The sequence below is a fragment of the Sphingomonas panacis genome (genome assembly GCF_001717955.1).
Classification (GTDB): Bacteria; Pseudomonadota; Alphaproteobacteria; order Sphingomonadales; family Sphingomonadaceae; genus Sphingomonas; species Sphingomonas panacis.
The window spans coordinates 647,035-667,193 of record NZ_CP014168.1 but is presented as its reverse complement, the minus strand read 5'-3'; the positions used below and the strand labels follow the sequence as shown (position 1 = coordinate 667,193).

Below are 20,159 nucleotides of genomic sequence, written 5' to 3'. Positions count from 1 at the left end.
GCGTGGCGCAGCAAAGCCTTCACCCGCGAAGACCTGTTCGATCGGATTGAAGCCATGAAACCCATCGAACGAATCGACGCGGCCGACATTCCCGGCGGCGGCCAATTGTGGCTGATGCAGTGCGGCTCCGATTTCTCGATCCAGTTCGGCGAAGACGAGCTGATGGGCAGCCAGGACTTCGATTCCGAGAAGGCGCTAGCCTCGCTCGCGATCGGACGGATGGGGCCGCGGCGTGACCGAATCCTGATCGGCGGGCTCGGCATGGGGTTCACGCTCGGCGCCGCCTTGGCCGCGCTACCGGACAGCACCGCGATCGTCGTGGCGGAACTCGTGCCGACCGTGGTGACCTGGGCGACTGGCCCGCTGGCGCATCTGTTCGGCGGGCATCTCGCCGATCCGCGCGTCTCGCTGGCGATCCGCGATGTCCACGACGTCATCATCGATTCGCCCGAGGGCTTCGATGCCATCCTGCTCGATGTCGATAACGGCCCCGACGGGTTCATTCGCCCTGCCAACGACCGACTCTATTGCAACTGGGGCCTGCGCTCCACCTATGCCGCATTGCGCCCGGGCGGCGTGCTCGCGATCTGGTCGGCCTATGACGACGACGGTTTCGTCGATCGGCTGGTCGGGGCAGGTTTTACCGTGGATAGCGCGCGGATCGACGCGGTCGGCAGCCGTGAACCCAAACATTATACGATCTGGCTTGCGATCAAACCGGACGTCGTCGTCGCCGGAAACGCCGATAGTCGGTCCTTATCGGCAGCGTGACACAGGCTCGTCGGAATATATCTTGGTCGCGCCGGTTGATTTATCCGGGTATATTTGTATAGCGGTCTGGCTATTGTCGCCTGCGGCGGAAAATCAACGCTTCCGGGCTGAGTCTTCCCTTTCACGCTTCTGGCCCCGTGCGCTTTCACGCGCGGGTCTCCCCACCTTGCGAAAGGAACGCTCTCATGCCGATCGGCAAAGTAAAATTCTTCAATAACGACAAGGGCTATGGCTTCATTGCGCCGGAAGACGGCGGCAGCGACAGCTTCGTCCACATCACCGCTGTCGAGCGCGCCGGCATGTCGACGCTCGAGACCGATCAGCGCGTCTCGTATGACATCGAGAATGACAAGCGCGGCAAGGCGTCTGCGGTAAACCTGCAGAACGCCTGAGCCGACAGGCTTTGGTGCCGGGGCGGATGTGGGAAACCCCGTTCGCCCCGGTTCCAGCAAATCTACCGGCGTGCTTGTGATGACGCCGACCGTGCTGCCCAACGGCGCACCCTAGCTCCCAACACCTTCCAGGCCGATTCAGGCGAACGCCTTGTAATCGTGCTTCACCGCCTTCGCGGCGGCGCGGGCATGGCCGCGCAACCAACCCGAAGTGCGCTGCGCCGCATCGGCGCGAACCGCGTCGCGCCTAAGGGCATCGCCGGCATGGCAGGTCGCGATCTCGCGCCCCATCAGCCGCAGCATTTCCGCCGACATCAGCACCGCGCCCGCGTCCTTGACCTCGATCTTGCGGCTGTTGGGCGAAAGCCGCCGCACCACCAGACCGTCCTCGACCCGGTAGTGCGGATCGACCGCACGAGTCTCGGCATGCGCGATCGTACCGGCGCGGATCGTAGCGTCGCTGCCGGGTCCGAACACCGCCCAGGCCGAGGGCAGGATCGTCTTCACCTCCCGCACCACCGGGCCGCCGAGCCATGCGATCTGCGCGGTGTAGCGCGGCTTGCCGAGACTGCCGGTGCCGGCGGTGCGCGCGAAGATCGGCAATTCGGAACCCGATGCCGCAACCGGCAACGCCGCCGCCAGCGCCGCGTGAAAGCGCTCGGGCGCCGCCGCGCCGGCCTTGCGCGCCTTGCCGCCGGGCGCGAGCTTGCGCCACCAGTCGGCGCGCTCCTTCTCCGGCAGCATCATCTCGCGGCGCAGCCAGCGATGCTCGCGTTCGAGGATCAGCGGGTGCGGCCTGGCGAGGCCGGCGAGATAGCCGTCCCAAAGCGCGTCGCATATATCCTCCGCCGATTCGCCGCCGGCCAGCAACGCCGACGCGGCGAGGCGGACGAGGTCGAGCGGCCAAGGCATCACCGCCGCATCGTCGAAATCGTTCGCGCCCCACACCAGCCGGCCCTCGGCATCGCGCCACGTCCCGAAGTTTTCGAGATGCGTGTCGCCGATCGCCAGCACCGGCGGGGCGTCGGCGAGATCGGGGCAGACCGCCAGGATCGTCTCGGCCCAGCGCCAATAGGTCGCGCGCAGGAACACGAAGGCGGTCTTCGCCATCTTCGCACGCTTGCGCACCAGATCCTTCTCGATGATGTCGTCGCCGAGTTGCGCGCGTAGCCAGCCTTCGTAGCGCTGGATCGACTCGTGGATATCGCTCATCCGCCGACCCTAGGCCGAGCGTGACGCGTTACGCCATCACGTTGCGTCCGCGCGCGACTTTGGCGGTATGTCCGATGCTTGCCTTGGTCGAGTGCGCCTTGATCGTATCGACCATGATCCAGTCGTTGGTCGCGCTGTCGGGGGTGAGCGTCAGCGCCATATAGCCGCGACGGCTGGTGTCGCACCATTTGAGTTCGGGATTGCCAGAGACCAGCGCCGCCGCGACCGTCTTGGGGTCGATGCCCATCTGCGATTCGTAGCCGGGCGAGGTCACGCTGTGCCCGGCGAACTCGACGCCGGCGGGCTTGCCGTCCTGCGCGAGATCATAGGCCCAGGCATTGTGGCTGTCGCCCGACAGGACGAGCAGGTTGGCGCCCATCGTCTGCGCCGAGCGCAGGAAGCGCGCGCGCGCCGCCGGGTAGCCGCCCCAATTGTCGTAGTTGAACGGCAGGCCGAGCTTGGCCGCAGCGATGCCGGCCGTCACATAGGCCTTCGCGCGCGCAGGCCCCGTCGGCGAGAGCCAGCTCGCGGCGATCTCGGGCATCACCGTCTGCCCGAGGATCGTGCCGAAGCCGACCATTTGCCAACGCTGCCCCTGCTTGACCGAGGCGCGCATTGCGTGCGCCAGCCAGCTTTCCTGCTGCGATCCCATCATCGTCTTGGCCGGGTCCATCCACGCGCCATCGCGGAACGCCTTGAGCGCGGCGATTGGATCGGCCTGTTTGAACAGTGGCGCGATATCGGGCTGCTGGGTGCGGGCGAGCAGCCGGGTCTCGGTGCGGAACAGCGTCGCGAGATCGCCGATGTCATAGGCTTTCCACGGTTCGTCCGAAACCGGCATCCACTCTCGATAGGCCTGGATCGACGCGATCTTGCGCAGCGTCCAGTTGCCTTCATTGGCCTGATGGTTCTCGGCGCCGCCCTCCCAGCTATCGTTCGCCGATTCGTGATCGTCCCACTGCGCGATCATCGGCTGGAGCTGGTGGAGCCGCTGGAGATCGGGGTCGCTGCGATAGCTGGCGTAGCGCAGCCGGTAATCGGTGAGGTGGATCAGCTCGCTCGCCGGCTCGGGCACGCGCCCGCCGACCGCCTCCGCCGGGGTGGGATAATGGTTGCGGTCATATTCGTAGAGATAGTCGCCGAGATGGACGACGAGATCGAGATCGTCGCGCGCGGCGGCATGGCCGTATGCGTTGAAATAGCCATAGGGCATGTTCGAGCAGGAGAAGATCGCCGCGCGGAAATTGGACACCGGCCCCTCGGGCAAGGTGCGCGTGCGGCCCACGGCGGAGAAGGCGCCGTCGGGCGCGATGAAGCGGTAGTGATAGGTCGTGCCGGGCTTCAGCCCGTCGAGCGTGATCTTGGCGGTATGGTCTCGCCACGGGCCGGTGATCTGCGCGCCGCTGGCGACCACGCGGGTAAAGTCGGGCGTCTCGGCGATCTCGACGCGAAGCTCGACCGCGTCGCCGCTGGCGGGCACGTAGCGCGTCCACAGCAGCATCGAATCTGGCCCCGGCTCGCCGCTCGCCACCGCGTGGGTGAAGCCGCGCCCGCTCGTGACGTTCGGCGTCTGCGCGAAGCCGGGCACCGCGAAAGCGCCCAGCCCGAGCGAGCCGGTCAGCAGGAAGGAACGACGATCGAGCCGGGCGGCGGCGGGGCGGGGGGTGTGATCGGTCATGACGGCGACATCCTTATGGCGTTGCGCGCGCTCTGCCTGCGGGTTGTTTCGCCGTCGTGACACGTTACAGCCTTGCGCGATGAAGCTCTCGGTTCGCGGCGCGTCCGCCTGGTTCGCGCTGGCCGTCCTCCTCGTGCTGCTCGCGCTGTTGCGCCCGCTCGATCATGACGAGAGCCAATATGTCGCGGCGGCAACGCTGAGCGCGCACGGCAGCCTGCCATATCGCGACTATCTCTATCTACAGGCGCCCCTCCAGCCGTTGCTGTTCGCGCCGGTCGCCTGGCTCGCGGGGTACTGGGCGTGGCCGGTGTTGCGCATCGTCAACGCGCTGCTCGGCGTGATCGCGCTCGGCGGTGTGTACCGGGCGGCGCGGATCGCCGGGGTGCGGCCGCGCGCAGCCGTCACTGCGACGGCGCTGTTCGGCTGCTGCGATATCCTGCTGTTCAGCATCGGCACCGCGCGCAACGACGCGCTGCCGCTGGCGCTGTTCGCCGCCGCGCTGCCGGCGCTGGTGCGCGGTAGCATGGGCCGGGCGACACCCGGCTCGGCGCTGCTCGCCGGATGTCTGCTTGCGGCCGCGGCGGCGGCGAAAGTGTCTTACGCGGTGCCGGCACTGGTCTACGGCATGCTCACGCTTGCCGACCGGCGGCATCGGCCGCTGTTGGTGGCGCTGGGTGCCGCGCCCGCCGCGCTGCTGGTCGGCTGGTTCTACCGCCTCGATCCGGCGGCGTTCCTGTTCGGCGTGCTCGCGTTCCCGACTCGCGCGCCGGCCGAATATTACGTCGCGGACGGGCGCGGGTGGAAGCTCGGGCTGGCGACCAAGTTCGTCGACACGCTCAAATTCCTCGCGCTCGGCCCCGCATTGGTGGCGATCGTCGCGGTCGCGCGCGAACGGCGGCGCGATCCGACCCGGCTGCTGCTCGACGTGCTGCTGATCGCCGCGTTCGTCGCCGCACTGATGCCCGCGCCGACGTGGCGGCAATATCTCGCGCCGGTGCTGCCGCCGCTGTTCGTGCGATTCGCGCTGGCGATCGAAGCGCGACCACCGGGGCGGACCGCGCGGCGCGTGACCGGAATGTTCGTGCTCGCCGGCGTCGCGCCGAGCCTCATCGCTTTGGCCGGGGTGGCGGCGGGCGTGCCGATCCTCATGGCGATGCGCCAGTCGGCGGCGATCGGCGCGCGGCTGGATCGGGCCGGGGTGGCCGGTCCGGTCGTGACGCTATCGCCGCAATTCCTGGCGGGGGCGGGGCGTCTGGTCGATCCGCGCTTCGCGGCCGGGCCATTCTATTTTCGCAGCCACGCGTTGCTGTCGCCGCAGCAGGAGCCGGCGCTGCACGCGCTCTCGGGCGATCGTCTCGACGCGCTCGGCACGCCGGGCGCGATCCTGCTCGGCGGGGAAGGCGCGTGGACCAGCGGCGACGCCGCGCTGGAGCGCCCGCTCGAACGCTGGGCGCGGGCACATGGCTATCGGGCGGACGCCGTGCCGGGCGCGCGCTTCCGCCTTTATCTCAGGCCGCGTTGAGCAGCTTGCCGTCGCGCTTGGCGCGGACCAGTCCCTCGTAATACGCCATCAGTTCGACAGTATGCTCGCGGTCGCTGCGGACCTTGCCCGCGGCGACGCATGCGGCGCGGCGCAGCAGCGTCTGGTCGCGCGCGAACAGCCGGGCGATCGCCAGCGCGGCCGAGCCGGCATCGCGCGCGGTGTACAGTTCCGACGTGCGCGGATCGGCGACTTCGGCGCAGCCGCCGGTGTCGGGCACGATCAGCGGCAGCCCCGCCGCCATCGCCTCGGACGCGACGAGCCCGAACGGCTCGGCTTCCGAGCCGTGGATCAGCGCGTCGCAGCTCGCCATGATCCGCGCCAGCCGCTCGCGATCATAAACCGGGCGGAACAGGCGGATATGCGGGCTGCCCGCGACACGCTTCTCGATCTTCTGGGTCTCGACGCCGGCGCCGAGCAGGATCAGCCCGACCGGCAGATCGGCCCCCGCGCGCTCGACCGCGTCGATCACCAGCCGCCAGCGCTTCTCGGGATGATGCCGCCCCAGCCCGAGCAGCAAGTGCCCGTGCGGGGGCAGCCCGCACTGCGCGAGCAACGCCGCGCGCAGCCGCTCGTCGCGCAGATCTGGCGAAAAATGGCCGATCTCGATGCCGAGCGGCATCGACGCGTCGATCCGCACGCCGCGCGCCTTGAGGCGCTTCTCCAGCGCCGGACCGTTGGTGACGACCGCGTCGAAACGGTCGAGGAAGCCGGTCATGTAGCGGCTGTACCAGAGGAACGCGCGCTCAATCCGCTCGATCGGCGCGAGATGCTCGAACCAGCGCAGCGCATAAGCGGCGACATTGTCGTTGTGCATGAAGAAGGTCTTCACCGCATCGCCCTGCCAGCCGCCGACGATCCACGGCGGCCGCCACGGCGACGACGTCTCGACCAGATCGGGCTGGAGCCGGTCGAGCGCATGGGTGATCGGCGCCGGATCCCAGAACAGGCCATAGTTGCGGTCGAACGGCAGCCGCCCGGCCTTGATGTACACCACGCGCCCGCCGCCGGGGCGCTCCTCGATCTCGTTCTTCTCGCCCGGTGCGATCACGATCAGTTCGTGGCCGAGATCGGACATGATGCCCATCTTGCGATCGATATAGGTGCGGACCCCGCCGCCGGTGGGGGAATAGAATTCGTTGACGTCGACGATCCGCATCGCGCTCAGCTCCCGTTGGCCATCGGGCCGAAGCCGCCGAGGCCGCGCAGATATTGCGCATGGATGTCCGTGGTCACGACGCCTTCGGGCACGGTGATGGTCGCCATGTCGAGCCTGGGCCGCGCCCGGCCGAGTCTCACGTTGCTCGGGAAGCCGGCGCCATCGGACCAGAAGTTGAACTTGTTCTTGCCGTCGCGGTTGTGGGTGAACAGCAACGCGTATTTGCCCGGCGTCGGCGCCTTGATACACAGCGAGATCGCCCCGGTCGCGGGCGTCGGCACGCGGACGCGGCGGAAGAACTTGCCTTCCTTGATGAGATCGCGATCGTCCTTGAGGAAATCGGCATCGTTGGCGGGATAGAGTTCGAGCTTCAGCTCGCCGATCCGGTCCTTGAGTCCGTCGACGTTGACCCGGATCGCCGGGCCGCCGCCGCCCATGCAGGCGGCGCTGTCGCTGCCGAGCACGCCGGCCTGCGCCGCCGCGGGGGTGCCGCCGACGGCGACGAGGACGGCGGCGAGCGCCGCCAGACTACGAACCTGCATTTTTCTTCCTCAACAGCCCGGACAGGCTGAACAGCGCGAGCAGCACCACATGCATGACGAGCGTAAGGCCCGCCGTCAGAGCGACAAGATTCCTAACCTCGTCACTCTGACCGATAAGGGGAGTGGATAAGGCGAAAAAAAGGTCTTTGTTTGGCACGAGCGGCAGCCGCGACACGATCATCCGAAGCGCTGCGAGCAGCAGCCACATGCCGATCGTCTCGCTCGGCATGCCGAAATGCCAGGTCAGCGCGACCAGCACCGATCCGGCGATGAGCCGCAGGACATGCACGCCGAAGATCCACCACAAGGTCCGCCGCGCCAGCGAGAAGACGCGCTTGGAGAAGATCAGGAACGGCAACGACATGAAGAACACGATCACGGTCGATCCGATCGCGATGTGCTGTTGGTGCGGCGTGAGCAGGCCGAGGTAGAGCGACAGTGCGATCACCGTGATGCCCAGCGTGACGGCGTTGCCGGCGATCGCGGAGAGGATGCTGACATCCTTCACCGCGCCGAACGGGGCGGCCACCAGCGACGTGCGCTGCCGCGCCCAGGTGTAGAAATACGCCTCGCCCGAATAATTGAGCATGTCGTTGGCGATTCGCTTCTTCGCCAGCGCCACGAAGCCCTCTGGCGGGATCTTCCATAATTTCCGGAAGATGACATAGTCCCCCGTCACCGACGAGAAATAGAGCATCACGAAGAAAACATAGAACCACGGGCTGTCGGGAAGCGCGTCCACCAGCCCGGCGAGGCCGGTCGCCAGCAATTGCCGTCCGAGCAGCAGCACCATCACCACCGTCACCGCCGCGCCCAGATAGGAGGGCCAGCGGCGCTTGAGGGTCTGTACCGGTTCGAGGCCGGCGAGATCGGGGGGGATGGGAACCGGAGAGTCGACGGCACGAGTCGGTGCCGCCGCCCCGGAAGGAAATGTGTCCACCTGGGATAGTCCGTAACCGCTCGATCGCGTCGAGCACCTGCGGCGCTTAGCCGTATATCGTGCGATCAGCAAACCGCATGCAGTGAGCACGGCAGGTAACAATGGTCGATTGCCGGTTCTGGTTCCCGGCCTATCGCACCGCAACATTTTCCGTCGCAGTTGCGAAACTTTTGCGACAATCGTAGGTTACCGCCTCCTTATGCTCAGCCCGCGCGCCCCGTCCGCTCATATCCTTACATATGCGCAGACGCTCAAAGGCGGGGGCGTCGAAGACGCGTTGCTGCGGCTGTCGGCGGGCTGGGTTGCGCTTGGCCGGCGCGTGACGCTGGTGATCGGCGATGCCAGCGGGCCGCTCGTGGCGAAGCTGCCGATCGGCGTTGATGTGATCGAACTGGGCGACGCGAGCTATCTCGGCATGGCCAGCGTGGCGGAGATCGCGGCGCGGCTCGGGCCGGATCTGATCTTCTGCCCCGGCAACCATTATACCGCAGTCGCCGCCTGGGTCCGGCTGCGGCTCGGCACGGGTTGTCCGCCGATCGTCGCCAAGGTCTCGAACGCGCTCGATCGCCACGATCAGGGCTGGCCGCTCACCCCTGCCTACCGGGTGTGGCTCGGCTGGCATCGCCATTTCGTCGACCATCTCGTCGCGATGACACCGGCGATGAAAATCGAGGCGGTTCGCACCACCGGCCTGCCCGCGGCGAAGCTGAGCGTCATCCCCAACCCGCCGGTTGAGCGTATTGCCGGTGCCGCGCGCTCACCGGTGCCCGCCGGGCGCTTCCTGCTCGGGGTGGGGCGCCTTGCACCGCAAAAGCGCTGGGACCGGCTGATCGAATCGTTCGCGCGGCTCGCCGATCGCGATGTCAGCCTGATGATCCTCGGCGAAGGCGAGGCGCGCGGCGCGCTGGAGGCGCAGGTCGCCGCTTTGGGGCTGGGCGAGCGCGTGATGCTGCCCGGCCATGTCGCCGATCCGACCTTCGCGATCGAACATGCGGCGGCGATGGCGCTGGTCTCCGATTTCGAAGGCGTGCCCGGCGTGCTGCGCGAAGCGCTGGCGGCCGGCACCCCGGTGGTCGCCACCGAATCGAGCGTGGCGGTGCGCGAGATCATCGCGTCGCCCGCGCTCGGCACGATTGTCGACGCGAACGACTCGGCGGGGCTGGTCGCTGCGCTCGACCATTGGCTCGCTCCGGGCCGCCAGCGCCCCGCGCCCGTGCCGCAACCCGGCGCCGGGTCGGCAAGCGCCTATCTCGCGCTGTTCGATGATCTGGTGCTCGCGCGTCGCGCCGGCATCCGCGCGCCGGCCACCGTTCCGGCATCGGCGCTGCCGATCTGCGCGTCGTTCCTGCGCCCGCCGGTTCGCGAGCGCGCCTGAACCTGACGTTCCCGCGAAACGTCAGGTCACGATTACAGCCTAAGCGTCGTCCGCCGCATCGGCGTCCTTGCGCGCCGCGCGTTCGGAATTGCGCTCCAGCGCGACCTTGATCATCGCCGTCATTGGATCGGCGAGCGCCAGGCCGAGCACACCGAACAGCGTGCCGGTAAGGATCTGCGCCGACAGCGTCAGCGCCGGCGGCAGGTCGACCGTCTTGCGCGCGACCATCGGTATGACGACATAGCCGTCGAACGTCTGGATCACGAAATAGATGACGATCGCCAGCACGCCGGTATGCAGGCCCGCGCTGAAACCGACCGCGACCATCATCAGCCCGCTCACGATCGCGCCGATATTGGGGATGAAAGCCAGCACGCCGGTGATGATGCCGAGCACCAGCGCCATCGGCACGCCCGCGAAGGCGAGCGCGATCCCCGTCATCACGCCTTCCAGCGCCATGCCGAGCAACCGCCCGGCGAGCAGGCTCCGCATCGTCTTGGCCATGCGTTCGATCGTGATGGCGAATTCGCGGCGCGTGTCGGTCGGCAGCATCCATTGCAGCCCGGCCTCGTAGAGGCGCGGTTCCATCGCGATGAACAGGCCGATCACCATCACCATCACCAGGCTGGTGAGCGCACCGATCGCGGTGCCGACCCAGGAGGTGAGCTTGCCGAAAGACCCGAGCGCCTGCTGGATCATGCTGTTGATATCGGCCTTGCCCGGCATCAGCCCGATGCTCGACAGCCACTCGATCAGCCGCATCGCCTGCGCCATCAGCGTGGCGCGCAACTGCTCGAACTGCGCGGCGACCTGCATCCCGGTCAGATAGCCGGTGCCGATGATGAAGATCACCGTCAGCACCACGACGATCACCAGCCGCCAGACCCGCGGGATCGGCAGCACCTTGCCGAGCAGGCGAACGCCGCCGTCGAGCATCGCCGCGAACACCAGCCCGCCGAAGATGATGAGCAGCGGCTGGATCAGCAGCACGACCAAAGCGATCGCGCCGCCCATGCCGAACCACACTGCGGCGCGCTTCATCTCCTTGCGCACGAACGGATCGCGCATTTCATTGGGGCCGGGTTCGGCCGAGATTGCCAGGGGTGCGTGCTCGCTCACTGCGGGGTGCGCGCAGGATGAAGCGAGGTGCCCGCGCGACCGCTGCGGAACGATTGCCCCCAGGTCAGCGGGTTCCACGTCCCGTCACCGCTCTTCGAGAAGGTGATGAATTCCGCGCGCCCGCCGAGATATTCCCACGGCACCGGCCCGCCCAGGCCGAGGTCGGGCGCGGCGAGGGGGAAGCGGCTGTCGGAGCTGCGGTCGCGGTTGTCGCCCATCAGGAAGACGTGGTTGGCCGGGATCTTGACCGGGCCGTAATCGTCGCCGCGGCTGTAACCGAGCTCGACCGTGTCGTAATGGCGGCCGTTGGGCAAAGTCTCGGTGACGAGCGGCAGCCGGCAATAGGCCTTGCCGTCGGCGCCGGTTTCGAGCGCGCCCGGATAGACGTCGTCGCTGCACTTGGTGTTGGTGTCGACCGGGATCAGCGCATCGTGGATCGGGCCGCGCTGCAGCGCCACGCCGTTGATGAACACCACGCCGCCCTTCACCTGCAACGTTTCGCCCGGCAGGCCGATCACGCGCTTGATGTAATCGGTCTCGGTGCCCGGCGGCGTGACGATCACGACGTCACCACGCTCGGGCAGGTGGCCGAACACCCGGCCGTGCATGAACGGCAGCAGGTGGAAGGTCGGCGAGATGAACGACCAGCCGTAGGGGAATTTGCTCACCACCAGTTGATCGCCGATCTCCAGCCCCGGCAGCATCGATTCCGAGGGGATGTAGAACGGCTTGGCGATGAAGGTGTGGAAGCCGAGTACGGCGAGGACCAGCCACACGATGCCGCGGACCTCCGCCCACCAGTCGGTCCGGCGCGCCGGCGCGGGGCGGGCGGTCTCGACCGGTTCCTGTGCGGGGTCCAACGCTACGTCCTCACTCATGCAGTCAACTTCCTGTACGCGCTACGGCTTCGATAATGACGAACGCCTGTGCCCAGGGGTGATCGTCCGTCAGTGTCAGATGCACGATCGCGACGTGGCCTTCGGGGGTGATCGCGTCAAGCCTCGCGCGCGCGCCGCCGGTCAGCGCCAGCGTTGGCGCGCCCGAGGGTGCGTTGACGACGCCGATGTCCTTCATGAACACGCCAGCGCGGAATCCCGTTCCCACCGCCTTCGAAAAGGCTTCCTTCGCGGCGAAGCGCTTGGCGAGCGTGCCCGCCTTGGTGAGCGGTCGCCGGGCGGCCTTGCGCTGTTCGAGATCGGTGAACACGCGCTGTTCGAAGCGATCACCGAAGCGATCGAGCGAGTTCTGGATACGCTCGATATTGCACAGGTCCGAGCCAAGGCCGATGATCATTTTCCCTCTCCCCGTTCGGGGAGAGGGAAAAGCTGGGTGCCACTCACCGCGCCGCGTCCATCGCGTCGCGCATCCGGCGGACGCTTTCGCCAAGCCCCAGGAAGATCGCCTCGCCGATCAGGAAGTGGCCGATGTTGAGCTCGCGCACCTGCGGGATCGCGGCGATCGGTGCGACATTGTCATAGGTCAGGCCGTGGCCGGCGTGGACCTCGATGCCGTTCTTCGCCGCCAGCGCGGCGGCGTCGGCGATCCGCCGCAGTTCCGCCGTCTGATCCGCACCGGCAAGCTCGCAATAGCGGCCGGTGTGCAGTTCGACGACCGGCGAGCCGAGTCGCACCGCCGCGTCGATCTGTGCGGCGGACGGCTCGATGAACAGCGACACGCGGATGCCGGCGGCCGTGAGGTCGGCGACCAGCGGCGCGAGCTGCGCGAACTGGCCAGCCGCGTCCAGCCCGCCCTCGGTGGTGCGCTCCTCGCGCTTTTCGGGGACGATGCAGGCCGCGTGCGGACGGTATTTCAGCGCGATGTCGCGCATCTCGTCGGTGGCGGCCATTTCGAAGTTGAGCGGGATGGTCAGCTCGGCCGAGAGCCGGGCGATATCGTCGTCGGTGATGTGGCGACGGTCTTCGCGCAGATGCGCGGTGATGCCGTCCGCGCCCGCTTCCGCCGCGACCAGCGCCGCGCGTACCGGATCGGGATAGCCCGCCCCGCGCGCGTTGCGCACCGTCGCGACGTGATCGATGTTGACGCCGAGGCGGAGACGATCGTTCATATGCAAACCCTCAAACCGTTCGCACTGAGCGTGTCAAAGTGCGTGCCAGGAGCGCTGACGCTTGGGGCACGTCCTTCGGCTTCGCTCAGGACGAACGGGGGGCAGGGGGCCGCGCGCATAGCGACCGTCATGCCGCCGCCCGGCTGCCGGGCTTGATCGCCGGGATCGCGGCCAACTCGGGCGGGAGCGCGTCGGGGGCGTAGGTCGGCACGTCGATCCGCACCAGCGGGAAGAACGGCACGCCGAGATCGGCGGTCCCGTTCGAGCGATCGACCAGCGAGGCCGCCGCGACGGTCACGCCGCCCGCGCGCCCGATCGCTGCGATCGCCTCGCGCGACGAAAGGCCCGTCGTCACGACGTCCTCCATCATCAGCACGCGCGTACCGGGCGCAAGGCGGAAACCCCGGCGCAGTTCGAACACGCCTTCGGGCCGTTCGAGGAACATCGCCTCGACGCCGAGCGCGCGGCCCATCTCATGCCCTGCGATCACCCCGCCCATGGCCGGGGACACGACCGCCTGGATGCTGTCGCGGATTTCCGCGGGCAGGCTGGCGGCGAGCGCCTCGGCCAGCCGCGCGCCGCGTCGCGGGTCCATCAGCACGCGCGCACATTGCAGGTAGCGCGGGCTGCGCAGCCCCGAGGACAGGATGAAATGCCCTTCCAGCAGCGCGTCGGCGGCGCGAAATTCGGCAAGGACTTGGTCTTCGGTCATCGGCGCTGGCTCGGCAGGTTGGGCGGAGAGGGTGCGCCTGATTAGGAGGCGCACCCGCGCCGCGCAACGCCCGCGACGAGCGGCGTCGCCAAATAAACACGGCTTCGTGCTTGAGGGCGGCGGATCGCTTGCGTATAGGTCGGAAAAATTGGGCGTAATCTCGCCCGGCGTCGCAGCAGGACTCGGCGTATTCTACAGGGGCGAGGATACGGGATGCGGATCATGGGCTTGAAGGGCATCGTACTCGCGGCGGGCCTCGCGCTTGCCGGCTTGGGGCAGGCCGTGGCCGCCCCCGCCGCACCACCGGCTGCGCCGGCTGCGGCTCCAGCCGCCGCTGCCCCCGCCAAGACCGATCCCATGCTTGCGATGGACGGAGCACCGGCGATGCTGCCGGTCGCCGGAATCGGCATGCCGGTCGATGGCAAGATCACGATCCAGCCGCAGGTGACGCCGAATGGCCGCCGCGCCTTGTGGTTCCACGATGTCATCCTGTTCCCGCTCATCACGATCATCTGCGTGTTCGTGCTGATCCTGCTCGCCTGGGTGGTGGTGCGCTATCGCCGCGCCGCGCAGCCGGTGGCGACCAAGACCTCGCACAATACCGTGCTCGAAGTGCTGTGGACCGGGCTGCCGGTGCTGATCCTGCTCGGCATCGCGCTGCCCTCGATCGGGCTGCTCAATGCGCAGTACAAGCCGGCACCCGACAATGCCGTGACGCTCAAGGCGATCGGCAACCAATGGTATTGGTCGTATCAATATCCCGACAATGGCGGCTTCGAGATCACCGCCAACATGTTGAAAGAGAAGAACGAGGTCGGCAAGGGCGAACGCGCCCGTACCGATGCCGACGGCCCGCGCCTGCTCGCCACCGACAACCGCGTCGTGCTGCCCTACGGCGTGCCGATCCGCCTCATCACCACCTCGAATGACGTGATCCATAGCTGGGCGATCCCCGCGTTCTGGATCAAGCTCGATGCGGTGCCGGGGCGCCTCAACGAGACCAGCTTCACGATCGAGAAGCCCGGCGTCTATTTCGGCGTCTGTTCGGAACTGTGCGGCGCACGCCACGGCTATATGCCGATCACGGTCGAGGCGGTGTCGCCGGCCGTGTTCGCGCAGTGGGTGAAGGCGAAGGGCGGCACGATGCCGAGCGCCAAGCCAGCCGCCGCGATCGCCGCCAGCCAGCCGCTGCCTGAAACCGGCGCGGCCTTCGAAGCGGGCAATTCGACTGCTCCCGTCGACAATGCGACGGAACAGGCTCCTACAGTCACTCAAGGCGCGACGGCCAATCCCGCCGGCGCCGGCAATGCGGGACAATAAGGCATGACCGACACCGCGCTCCATCCGTCCGCCTTCGAGGCGCATGGCGATCACGGCCACGGCCACGCCGACCATGACGCACACCACGCGCCGGGGTTCTTCGCGCGCTGGTTCATGTCGACCAACCACAAGGATATCGGTACGCTGTATCTGATCTTCGCGATCTGCGCGGGGATCATCGGTGGTGCGATTTCGGGGCTGATGCGCGCCGAACTGTCGCAGCCGGGCATCCAGTATCTCAACCTGTGGGCGGCGTATCTGCCGGGCGGCGAGCAGGGCCTCGATCATTCGCTCCACCTGTGGAACGTGCTCATCACCGCGCATGGCCTCATCATGGTGTTCTTCATGGTGATGCCGGCGATGATCGGCGGGTTCGGCAACTGGTTCGTGCCGATCATGATCGGCGCGCCCGACATGGCGTTCCCGCGCATGAACAACATCAGCTTCTGGCTGCTGATCCCGAGCTTCACGCTGCTGCTCGCCTCGCCGTTCTTCGGCGGTGCCGGCACCGGCTGGACGGTGTACGCGCCGCTCTCCACCTATGGCGAGCCCGGGCCGAGCGTCGACATGGCGATCCTGTCGCTGCATCTCGCCGGCGCGTCGTCGATCCTCGGCGCGATCAACTTCATCACCACCATCTTCAACATGCGCGCGCCGGGCATGACGCTCCACAAGATGCCGCTGTTCGTCTGGTCGGTGCTGGTCACCGCGTTCCTGCTGCTGCTGTCGCTGCCGGTGCTCGCCGCCGCCATCACCATGCTGCTGACCGACCGCAATTTCGGCACGACCTTCTTCGATCCGGCGGGCGGCGGCGATCCGATCCTGTACCAGCATCTGTTCTGGTTCTTCGGCCACCCCGAAGTGTACATCATGATCCTGCCGGGCTTCGGCATCGTCAGCCACGTCATCTCGACCTTCTCGAAGAAGCCGATCTTCGGCTATCTCGGCATGGCCTATGCGATGGTCGCGATCGGCGTGGTCGGTTTCGTGGTGTGGGCGCACCACATGTTCACCACGGGCTTGAGCGTCAACACCAAGATGTACTTCACCGCCGCGACGATGGTGATCGCGGTGCCGACCGGCATCAAAATCTTCTCGTGGATCGCGACGATGTGGGGCGGCAGCATGACGTTCAAGACGCCGATGCTGTGGGCGATCGGCTTCATCTTCATGTTCACCGTCGGCGGCGTGACCGGCGTGGTGCTCGCCAACGGCGGCATCGACGATTACATGCAGGACAGCTATTACGTCGTCGCGCACTTCCACTACGTGCTGTCGCTCGGCGCGGTGTTCTCGCTGTTCGCTGGCTTCTATTACTGGTTCCCCAAGATGTCGGGGCGGATGTACAACGAAGCGCTCGGCGTGATCCACTTCGTGATCTTCTTCATCGGCGTGAACATGCTGTTCTTCCCGATGCACTTCCTCGGCCTCCAGAACATGCAGCGCCGCGTGCCGGATTACACCGACGCGCTCCAATATTGGAACCACTTCGCCACGATCGGCTATATGGTCATGGCGTTCTCGATGATCTTCTTCTTCGTCAACATCATCTGGTCTCTGTTCGCGGGCAAGCCGGCGGGCGACAGCCCGTGGGGTGATGGCGCGACGACGCTCGAATGGACACTGTCGAGCCCGCCGCCCTACCACCAGTTCGAGACGCTGCCGGTGATCGACGGCGGCGATGGCCATCACTGATGCGGCACTGACGGAAAAGGCCGCGATCGTTTCGGGTCGCGGCCTTTCCGCAAGGGTCGTGCGCCTGTATGGCGCGGTTCCATCATGACCGTCACCACCGCTCCTTCACCCACTGTCCCGGCGCACGCGCGCGATTTCCTCGCGCTGACCAAGCCGCGCGTGATGACCCTCGTCGTTTTCACCGGCCTGTGCGGGATGCTCGCCGCGCCGGTGCGGATCGATCCCGTGCTCGGCTTCACCGCGATCCTGTGCATCGCGCTCGGCGCCGGCGCGGCGGGGGCACTCAACCAATGGTATGAGGCCGATCTCGACGCCAAGATGCGCCGCACCGAGCGCCGCCCGCTCCCCGCCGGGCGGATGGACCGCGAGACCGCGCTCCAGTTCGGCGTCGGCCTGTCGGCGTTCTCGGTGATCCTGATGGGGTTGGCGGTGAACCTCGTCGCCGCCGCGATCCTGACCGTCTCGATCCTGTTCTACGTGCTGGTCTACACCGTCTGGCTCAAGCGCCGCACCCCGCAGAACATCGTCATCGGCGGTGCCGCCGGCGCGTTCCCGCCGCTGATCGGCTGGGCGGCGGCGACCGGCAGCGTCGCGCCGCTGCCGCTGCTGCTGTTCGCGCTCGTCTTCTTGTGGACACCTCCGCATTTCTGGGCGCTCGCTTTGTTCATGCGCAGCGATTACGGCGCGGCGGGCATCCCGATGCTGCCGGTCGTGGCGGGCGAGCGCGTCACCCGCCGGCAGATCGGCCTCTATACGATCCCGATGGCGCTGACCGCGCTCGCGCCCTGGGCGTTGGGGCTGAGCGGATTGCTCTACGGCGTGGTGGCGCTGGTCACGACCGGGGTGTTCGCCGGGCTCGTCGTCCATGTCGCCACGCGCACCACCGGGCCTGACGATCGCATGGTGCCCGAAAAGCGGCTGTTCGCCTGGTCGATCCTGTATCTGTTCATCGTGTTCGGCGCGGTCGTCGCCGACAAGTGGCTCGTCTGATGGCCAAGCGCGACGACGAGATCCGGGCGCGGCAACGGTCTCGCGCGCTGGTGCTGGGGTTGATCCTCGGCGCCTTCGTGGTGCTGGTGTTCGCGATCACCATCGCCAAGATCAAAGCGGGGATGGCGCATTGACCCGCAACACCCGCACGGCCTTGCTCGCCCTGCTGGGTGTGTGCTTCATGACTGGCCTCGGCTGGGCGAGCGTGCCGCTGTACCGGATGTTCTGTCAAGCGACCGGCCTCAACGGCACCACGCAGCGCGGCACGGTCGCGCCCGGTGCGGTCGATCACCAGATCCGCATCGATTTCGACACCAATGTCGCGCCGCACATGCCCTGGACGTTCGAACCCGAGGCGCGCAGCGACACCGTTGCGGTCGGCGCGCGCGACATGGCGTTCTTCCGCGCCACCAACACCTCGGATCACGCGATCACCGGCACCGCGACCTTCAACGTCACGCCGGCGCAGGCGGGCAAATATTTCACCAAGATCCAGTGCTTCTGCTTCACCCAGCAGACGCTCAAACCCGGTGAGACCGCGCGCATGCCGGTGATCTTCTTTGTCGATCCCAAGATCCTCACCGATCCCGATGCGAGCGACGTTCAGACGATCACGCTCAGTTACACATTTTACCCGGTGGATTCCGCCAAGACCAAGGGCTAGGGTGCCACCAAACCGATAAACGGGGACGAGAGAGATGGCCGGCGCGAAGAACCACGCATATCATATCCTGCCGCCGGACATCGCGCCGATCATGGGCGCGTTCGCCGGGGGCGTGATGGCGGTCGGCGGCATCATGTGGATGCACTCGGCGGCCTATGGCGGCGCGGTGTTCTTCCTCGGCGTGGCGCTTGTCATCGCGACGATGTTCCTGTGGTGGGGCAAGGTCATCACCGAGGCGCATGCCGGTGACCATACCCCTGTCGTCCAGCTTCACCTGCGCTACGGCATGGTGCTGTTCATCGCCTCGGAGGTGATGTTCTTCGTCGGCTGGTTCTGGGCGTTCTTCGATTTCTCGCTGTTCCCGCGCCCGTTGATCTACGACGCGGTGAGCCGAACCGTCAGCCTCGCCACCGATGCTGCGGCGGCGAACGCGGTGTGGCCGCCCAAGGGGCTGGAGGTGATCGACGCCTTCCGCTTCCCGCTGCTCAACACGCTGATCCTGCTGCTCTCGGGCACGACGCTGACCTGGTCGCACCACGCGCTGATCCACAACCAGCGCGGCGGCGCGCTGAAGGGGCTGTGGGGCCTGATCGGCGTCGGCGAGCAGGACAGCGTCAAGAAGGGGCTGTGGCTGACGATCGTGCTCGGCATCATCTTCAGCTCGATCCAGGCCTATGAATATTCGGAGGCACCGTTCCCGTTCAAGGGGATCAACTACACCTCAGCGTTCTTCATGGCGACCGGGTTCCACGGCTTCCACGTCATCATCGGCACGATCTTCCTGATCGTGAACCTGGTGCGCGTCTATCGTGGCGACTTCACCCCGCGCCAGCATTTCGGCTTCGAGGCGGCGGCGTGGTACTGGCATTTCGTCGATGTCGTGTGGCTGTTCCTGTTCGCCGCCATCTATGTGTGGGGCGGCTGGGGAGCACCGGTCCACGCGGGTTGAGCGCGCGCGGGTGACGGCTCCCGAACCCGTGGCGCCGACACCGGCTGGCGCCGCCCCACCGACTCTCGTCGAGGCGTCGCTCAAGGGGCTGTGCCCGCGCTGCGGTTCGCCGACGCTGTTCCGCGGCTGGACGGCCTTCTCCGACAAGTGCCGCGTATGCGGGCTCGATATCGCCGGCTTCAACGTCGGTGACGGGCCGGCGGCGTTCCTGATCCTGATCCTCGGCGCGATCGTCGTCGGCTTGGCGATCTGGCTGCAACTCGCGCTCGCGCCGCCGTTCTGGGTTCAGGCGCTGATATGGATTCCGGTCACGATCGGCGGCACGATGTGGTCGCTGCGCATCACCAAGGCGGCGCTGCTCGTCAGCGAATATCGCAATGCCGCGCGCGAGGGGCGAATCACGCCTTGAAGCGGCGCGTGCCCGTCGTCGCCACATTGCTCGTCGCGCTCGCGGTCGCGGCGATGATCGGGCTCGGCGTGTGGCAGCTCCAGCGCAGGGCCGAGAAGGAAGCGCTGCTCGCGCGGCTCGCGGCGAACCGCGACCTGCCCGCGATCACCTTCCCGCGCGTGCCGCTCGGCGACGACCTGCTGTTCCGGCGCGCCGGCGCATTCTGCCTGCAACCGACCGGCTGGAGCAGCGAAGGCGGGCACGACGCACGCGGCAAACCCGGCTGGCGCCAGATCGCGCACTGCCGCACCGGCGCCGAAGGACCGGGCTTCGCGGTGCAGATCGGCGTGAGCGGCGCGCCCAACACCAAACCGACATGGCATGGCGGCGCGGTGCAGGGCTATCTCGCCTATGCGCCCGATCACCAGCCGGTGATCGCCGGCGCGTTCGGGCGCGCGCCCAGAACGCTGATGATCGTCGCCGATCCGCCGCTCGCCGGACTGGCGGCGAACCCGCCGGCCGATCTGTCGTCGGTGCCCAACAACCATCTCGCCTATGCGGTGCAATGGTTCGTGTTCGCGGGGGTGGCGGGGATTATCTATATACTGGCGTTGCGCAAGCGGGGCTAACCCCGATCGTCACCCCAGC

General features: G+C 67.3%; 22 protein-coding genes. 12 read left to right on the top strand and 10 right to left on the bottom strand.

Annotated elements, in window-relative coordinates; all coding sequences use genetic code 11:
- Positions 1-54 precede the first annotated feature (54 nt).
- On the top strand, positions 55-771 hold the full coding sequence (locus J0A91_RS03100; protein WP_069203689.1) for a polyamine aminopropyltransferase: 717 nt from the start codon (positions 55-57) through the stop codon (positions 769-771).
- Between the two features lie 185 nt (positions 772-956).
- A complete protein-coding gene (locus tag J0A91_RS03095) occupies positions 957-1,163 on the top strand; it encodes a cold-shock protein (protein WP_069203688.1) in 207 nt (68 codons plus the stop codon).
- A gap of 138 nt (positions 1,164-1,301) precedes the next feature.
- Here J0A91_RS03095 and J0A91_RS03090 read toward each other — a convergent pair whose 3' ends face one another.
- On the bottom strand, positions 1,302-2,375 hold the full coding sequence (locus tag J0A91_RS03090; protein ID WP_069203687.1) for a DUF2252 family protein: 1,074 nt from the start codon (positions 2,373-2,375) through the stop codon (positions 1,302-1,304).
- Between the two features lie 28 nt (positions 2,376-2,403).
- Complete coding sequence (locus J0A91_RS03085; protein ID WP_069203686.1) at positions 2,404-4,053, bottom strand: alkaline phosphatase D family protein; 1,650 nt, start codon at positions 4,051-4,053, stop codon at positions 2,404-2,406.
- 79 nt (positions 4,054-4,132) lie between these two features.
- On the opposite strand from J0A91_RS03085, the gene J0A91_RS03080 reads away from it, so the two are divergent.
- The gene (locus tag J0A91_RS03080; protein ID WP_069203685.1) at positions 4,133-5,575 is read left to right on the top strand and encodes a glycosyltransferase 87 family protein; all 1,443 of its coding nucleotides are present in this window, start codon (positions 4,133-4,135) and stop codon (positions 5,573-5,575) included.
- Here J0A91_RS03080 and J0A91_RS03075 read toward each other — a convergent pair.
- The 3 genes from J0A91_RS03075 to J0A91_RS03065 are packed head-to-tail and all read right to left on the bottom strand — an operon-like array spanning position 5,562 to position 8,234.
- Positions 5,562-6,752: a glycosyltransferase gene (locus tag J0A91_RS03075; protein ID WP_069203684.1), complete on the bottom strand. Its 1,191-nt coding sequence runs from the start codon at positions 6,750-6,752 to the stop codon at positions 5,562-5,564. The genes J0A91_RS03080 and J0A91_RS03075 overlap by 14 nt on opposite strands.
- 5 nt (positions 6,753-6,757) lie before the next feature.
- Positions 6,758-7,294: a DUF2141 domain-containing protein gene (locus J0A91_RS03070; RefSeq protein ID WP_069203683.1), complete on the bottom strand. Its 537-nt coding sequence runs from the start codon at positions 7,292-7,294 to the stop codon at positions 6,758-6,760.
- Positions 7,281-8,234: a hypothetical protein gene (locus J0A91_RS03065; protein ID WP_240502181.1), complete on the bottom strand. Its 954-nt coding sequence runs from the start codon at positions 8,232-8,234 to the stop codon at positions 7,281-7,283. Before J0A91_RS03065 ends, J0A91_RS03070 begins: the two co-directional genes overlap by 14 nt.
- 199 nt (positions 8,235-8,433) lie before the next feature.
- Here J0A91_RS03065 and J0A91_RS03060 point away from each other — a divergent pair, with 199 nt between their 5' ends.
- On the top strand, positions 8,434-9,609 hold the full coding sequence (locus J0A91_RS03060; RefSeq protein ID WP_069203682.1) for a glycosyltransferase: 1,176 nt from the start codon (positions 8,434-8,436) through the stop codon (positions 9,607-9,609).
- Positions 9,610-9,648: 39 nt separating this feature from the next.
- On the opposite strand, the gene J0A91_RS03055 is transcribed toward J0A91_RS03060, so the two are convergent.
- The 5 genes from J0A91_RS03055 to pyrE form a co-directional block, all read right to left on the bottom strand.
- Complete coding sequence (locus tag J0A91_RS03055) at positions 9,649-10,728, bottom strand: AI-2E family transporter (protein ID WP_420852811.1); 1,080 nt, start codon at positions 10,726-10,728, stop codon at positions 9,649-9,651.
- Positions 10,725-11,606, bottom strand: coding sequence for a signal peptidase I (gene lepB, locus J0A91_RS03050; RefSeq protein WP_069203680.1), 882 nt, complete (start codon positions 11,604-11,606; stop codon positions 10,725-10,727). Before lepB ends, J0A91_RS03055 begins: the two co-directional genes overlap by 4 nt.
- 4 nt (positions 11,607-11,610) lie before the next feature.
- On the bottom strand, positions 11,611-12,021 hold the full coding sequence (gene acpS / locus J0A91_RS03045) for a holo-ACP synthase (protein ID WP_069203679.1): 411 nt from the start codon (positions 12,019-12,021) through the stop codon (positions 11,611-11,613).
- Positions 12,022-12,064: 43 nt separating this feature from the next.
- Entirely contained in the window at positions 12,065-12,793 is a 729-nt protein-coding gene (locus tag J0A91_RS03040) for a pyridoxine 5'-phosphate synthase (protein ID WP_069203678.1), read from the bottom strand.
- 127 nt (positions 12,794-12,920) lie between these two features.
- Positions 12,921-13,505: an orotate phosphoribosyltransferase gene (gene pyrE / locus J0A91_RS03035; protein WP_069203677.1), complete on the bottom strand. Its 585-nt coding sequence runs from the start codon at positions 13,503-13,505 to the stop codon at positions 12,921-12,923.
- A 213-nt stretch (positions 13,506-13,718) separates the two neighbouring features.
- Here pyrE and coxB point away from each other — a divergent pair, with 213 nt between their 5' ends.
- The 8 genes from coxB to J0A91_RS03000 all read left to right on the top strand — a co-directional run bounded on the left by coxB (position 13,719) and on the right by J0A91_RS03000 (position 20,140).
- Positions 13,719-14,825 carry a cytochrome c oxidase subunit II gene (coxB, locus tag J0A91_RS03030; RefSeq protein WP_069203676.1) on the top strand — a complete coding sequence of 369 codons (1,107 nt, stop codon included), beginning with the start codon at positions 13,719-13,721 and terminating at the stop codon, positions 14,823-14,825.
- A 3-nt stretch (positions 14,826-14,828) separates the two neighbouring features.
- A complete protein-coding gene (ctaD, locus tag J0A91_RS03025) occupies positions 14,829-16,520 on the top strand; it encodes a cytochrome c oxidase subunit I (protein ID WP_069203675.1) in 1,692 nt (563 codons plus the stop codon).
- Positions 16,521-16,604: 84 nt separating this feature from the next.
- Positions 16,605-17,510, top strand: a complete 906-nt coding sequence (locus tag J0A91_RS03020; RefSeq protein ID WP_069203674.1) for a heme o synthase — start codon at positions 16,605-16,607, stop codon at positions 17,508-17,510.
- Complete coding sequence (locus J0A91_RS25035) at positions 17,510-17,644, top strand: hypothetical protein (protein ID WP_276204603.1); 135 nt, start codon at positions 17,510-17,512, stop codon at positions 17,642-17,644. The genes J0A91_RS03020 and J0A91_RS25035 overlap by 1 nt, the downstream gene beginning before the upstream one ends.
- A 47-nt stretch (positions 17,645-17,691) precedes the next feature.
- A complete protein-coding gene (locus tag J0A91_RS03015; RefSeq protein WP_240502269.1) occupies positions 17,692-18,174 on the top strand; it encodes a cytochrome c oxidase assembly protein in 483 nt (160 codons plus the stop codon).
- Between the two features lie 34 nt (positions 18,175-18,208).
- The gene (locus J0A91_RS03010) at positions 18,209-19,123 is read left to right on the top strand and encodes a cytochrome c oxidase subunit 3 (RefSeq protein ID WP_069203672.1); all 915 of its coding nucleotides are present in this window, start codon (positions 18,209-18,211) and stop codon (positions 19,121-19,123) included.
- A gap of 10 nt (positions 19,124-19,133) precedes the next feature.
- On the top strand, positions 19,134-19,532 hold the full coding sequence (locus tag J0A91_RS03005) for a DUF983 domain-containing protein (protein ID WP_240502180.1): 399 nt from the start codon (positions 19,134-19,136) through the stop codon (positions 19,530-19,532).
- Positions 19,533-19,585: 53 nt separating this feature from the next.
- Complete coding sequence (locus J0A91_RS03000; RefSeq protein ID WP_069206980.1) at positions 19,586-20,140, top strand: SURF1 family protein; 555 nt, start codon at positions 19,586-19,588, stop codon at positions 20,138-20,140.
- The last annotated feature ends 19 nt before the right edge of the window (positions 20,141-20,159 follow it).

Excerpts from the sequence above, each read along its gene's own strand:
- J0A91_RS03100 (WP_069203689.1), top strand. The coding sequence starts at position 55 with ATGAAACCCATCGAACGAATCGACGCGGCCGACATTCCCGGCGGCGGC.
- J0A91_RS03095 (WP_069203688.1), top strand. The coding sequence starts at position 957 with ATGCCGATCGGCAAAGTAAAATTCTTCAATAACGACAAGGGCTATGGC.
- J0A91_RS03090 (WP_069203687.1), bottom strand. The coding sequence starts at position 2,375 with ATGAGCGATATCCACGAGTCGATCCAGCGCTACGAAGGCTGGCTACGC.
- J0A91_RS03085 (WP_069203686.1), bottom strand. The coding sequence starts at position 4,053 with ATGACCGATCACACCCCCCGCCCCGCCGCCGCCCGGCTCGATCGTCGT.
- J0A91_RS03080 (WP_069203685.1), top strand. The coding sequence starts at position 4,133 with ATGAAGCTCTCGGTTCGCGGCGCGTCCGCCTGGTTCGCGCTGGCCGTC.
- J0A91_RS03075 (WP_069203684.1), bottom strand. The coding sequence starts at position 6,752 with ATGCGGATCGTCGACGTCAACGAATTCTATTCCCCCACCGGCGGCGGG.
- J0A91_RS03070 (WP_069203683.1), bottom strand. The coding sequence starts at position 7,294 with ATGCAGGTTCGTAGTCTGGCGGCGCTCGCCGCCGTCCTCGTCGCCGTC.
- J0A91_RS03060 (WP_069203682.1), top strand. The coding sequence starts at position 8,434 with ATGCTCAGCCCGCGCGCCCCGTCCGCTCATATCCTTACATATGCGCAG.
- lepB (WP_069203680.1), bottom strand. The coding sequence starts at position 11,606 with ATGAGTGAGGACGTAGCGTTGGACCCCGCACAGGAACCGGTCGAGACC.
- acpS (WP_069203679.1), bottom strand. The coding sequence starts at position 12,021 with ATGATCATCGGCCTTGGCTCGGACCTGTGCAATATCGAGCGTATCCAG.
- J0A91_RS03040 (WP_069203678.1), bottom strand. The coding sequence starts at position 12,793 with ATGAACGATCGTCTCCGCCTCGGCGTCAACATCGATCACGTCGCGACG.
- pyrE (WP_069203677.1), bottom strand. The coding sequence starts at position 13,505 with ATGACCGAAGACCAAGTCCTTGCCGAATTTCGCGCCGCCGACGCGCTG.
- coxB (WP_069203676.1), top strand. The coding sequence starts at position 13,719 with ATGCGGATCATGGGCTTGAAGGGCATCGTACTCGCGGCGGGCCTCGCG.
- ctaD (WP_069203675.1), top strand. The coding sequence starts at position 14,829 with ATGACCGACACCGCGCTCCATCCGTCCGCCTTCGAGGCGCATGGCGAT.
- J0A91_RS03020 (WP_069203674.1), top strand. The coding sequence starts at position 16,605 with ATGACCGTCACCACCGCTCCTTCACCCACTGTCCCGGCGCACGCGCGC.
- J0A91_RS25035 (WP_276204603.1), top strand. The coding sequence starts at position 17,510 with ATGGCCAAGCGCGACGACGAGATCCGGGCGCGGCAACGGTCTCGCGCG.
- J0A91_RS03015 (WP_240502269.1), top strand. The coding sequence starts at position 17,692 with ATGACTGGCCTCGGCTGGGCGAGCGTGCCGCTGTACCGGATGTTCTGT.
- J0A91_RS03010 (WP_069203672.1), top strand. The coding sequence starts at position 18,209 with ATGGCCGGCGCGAAGAACCACGCATATCATATCCTGCCGCCGGACATC.
- J0A91_RS03000 (WP_069206980.1), top strand. The coding sequence starts at position 19,586 with ATGATCGGGCTCGGCGTGTGGCAGCTCCAGCGCAGGGCCGAGAAGGAA.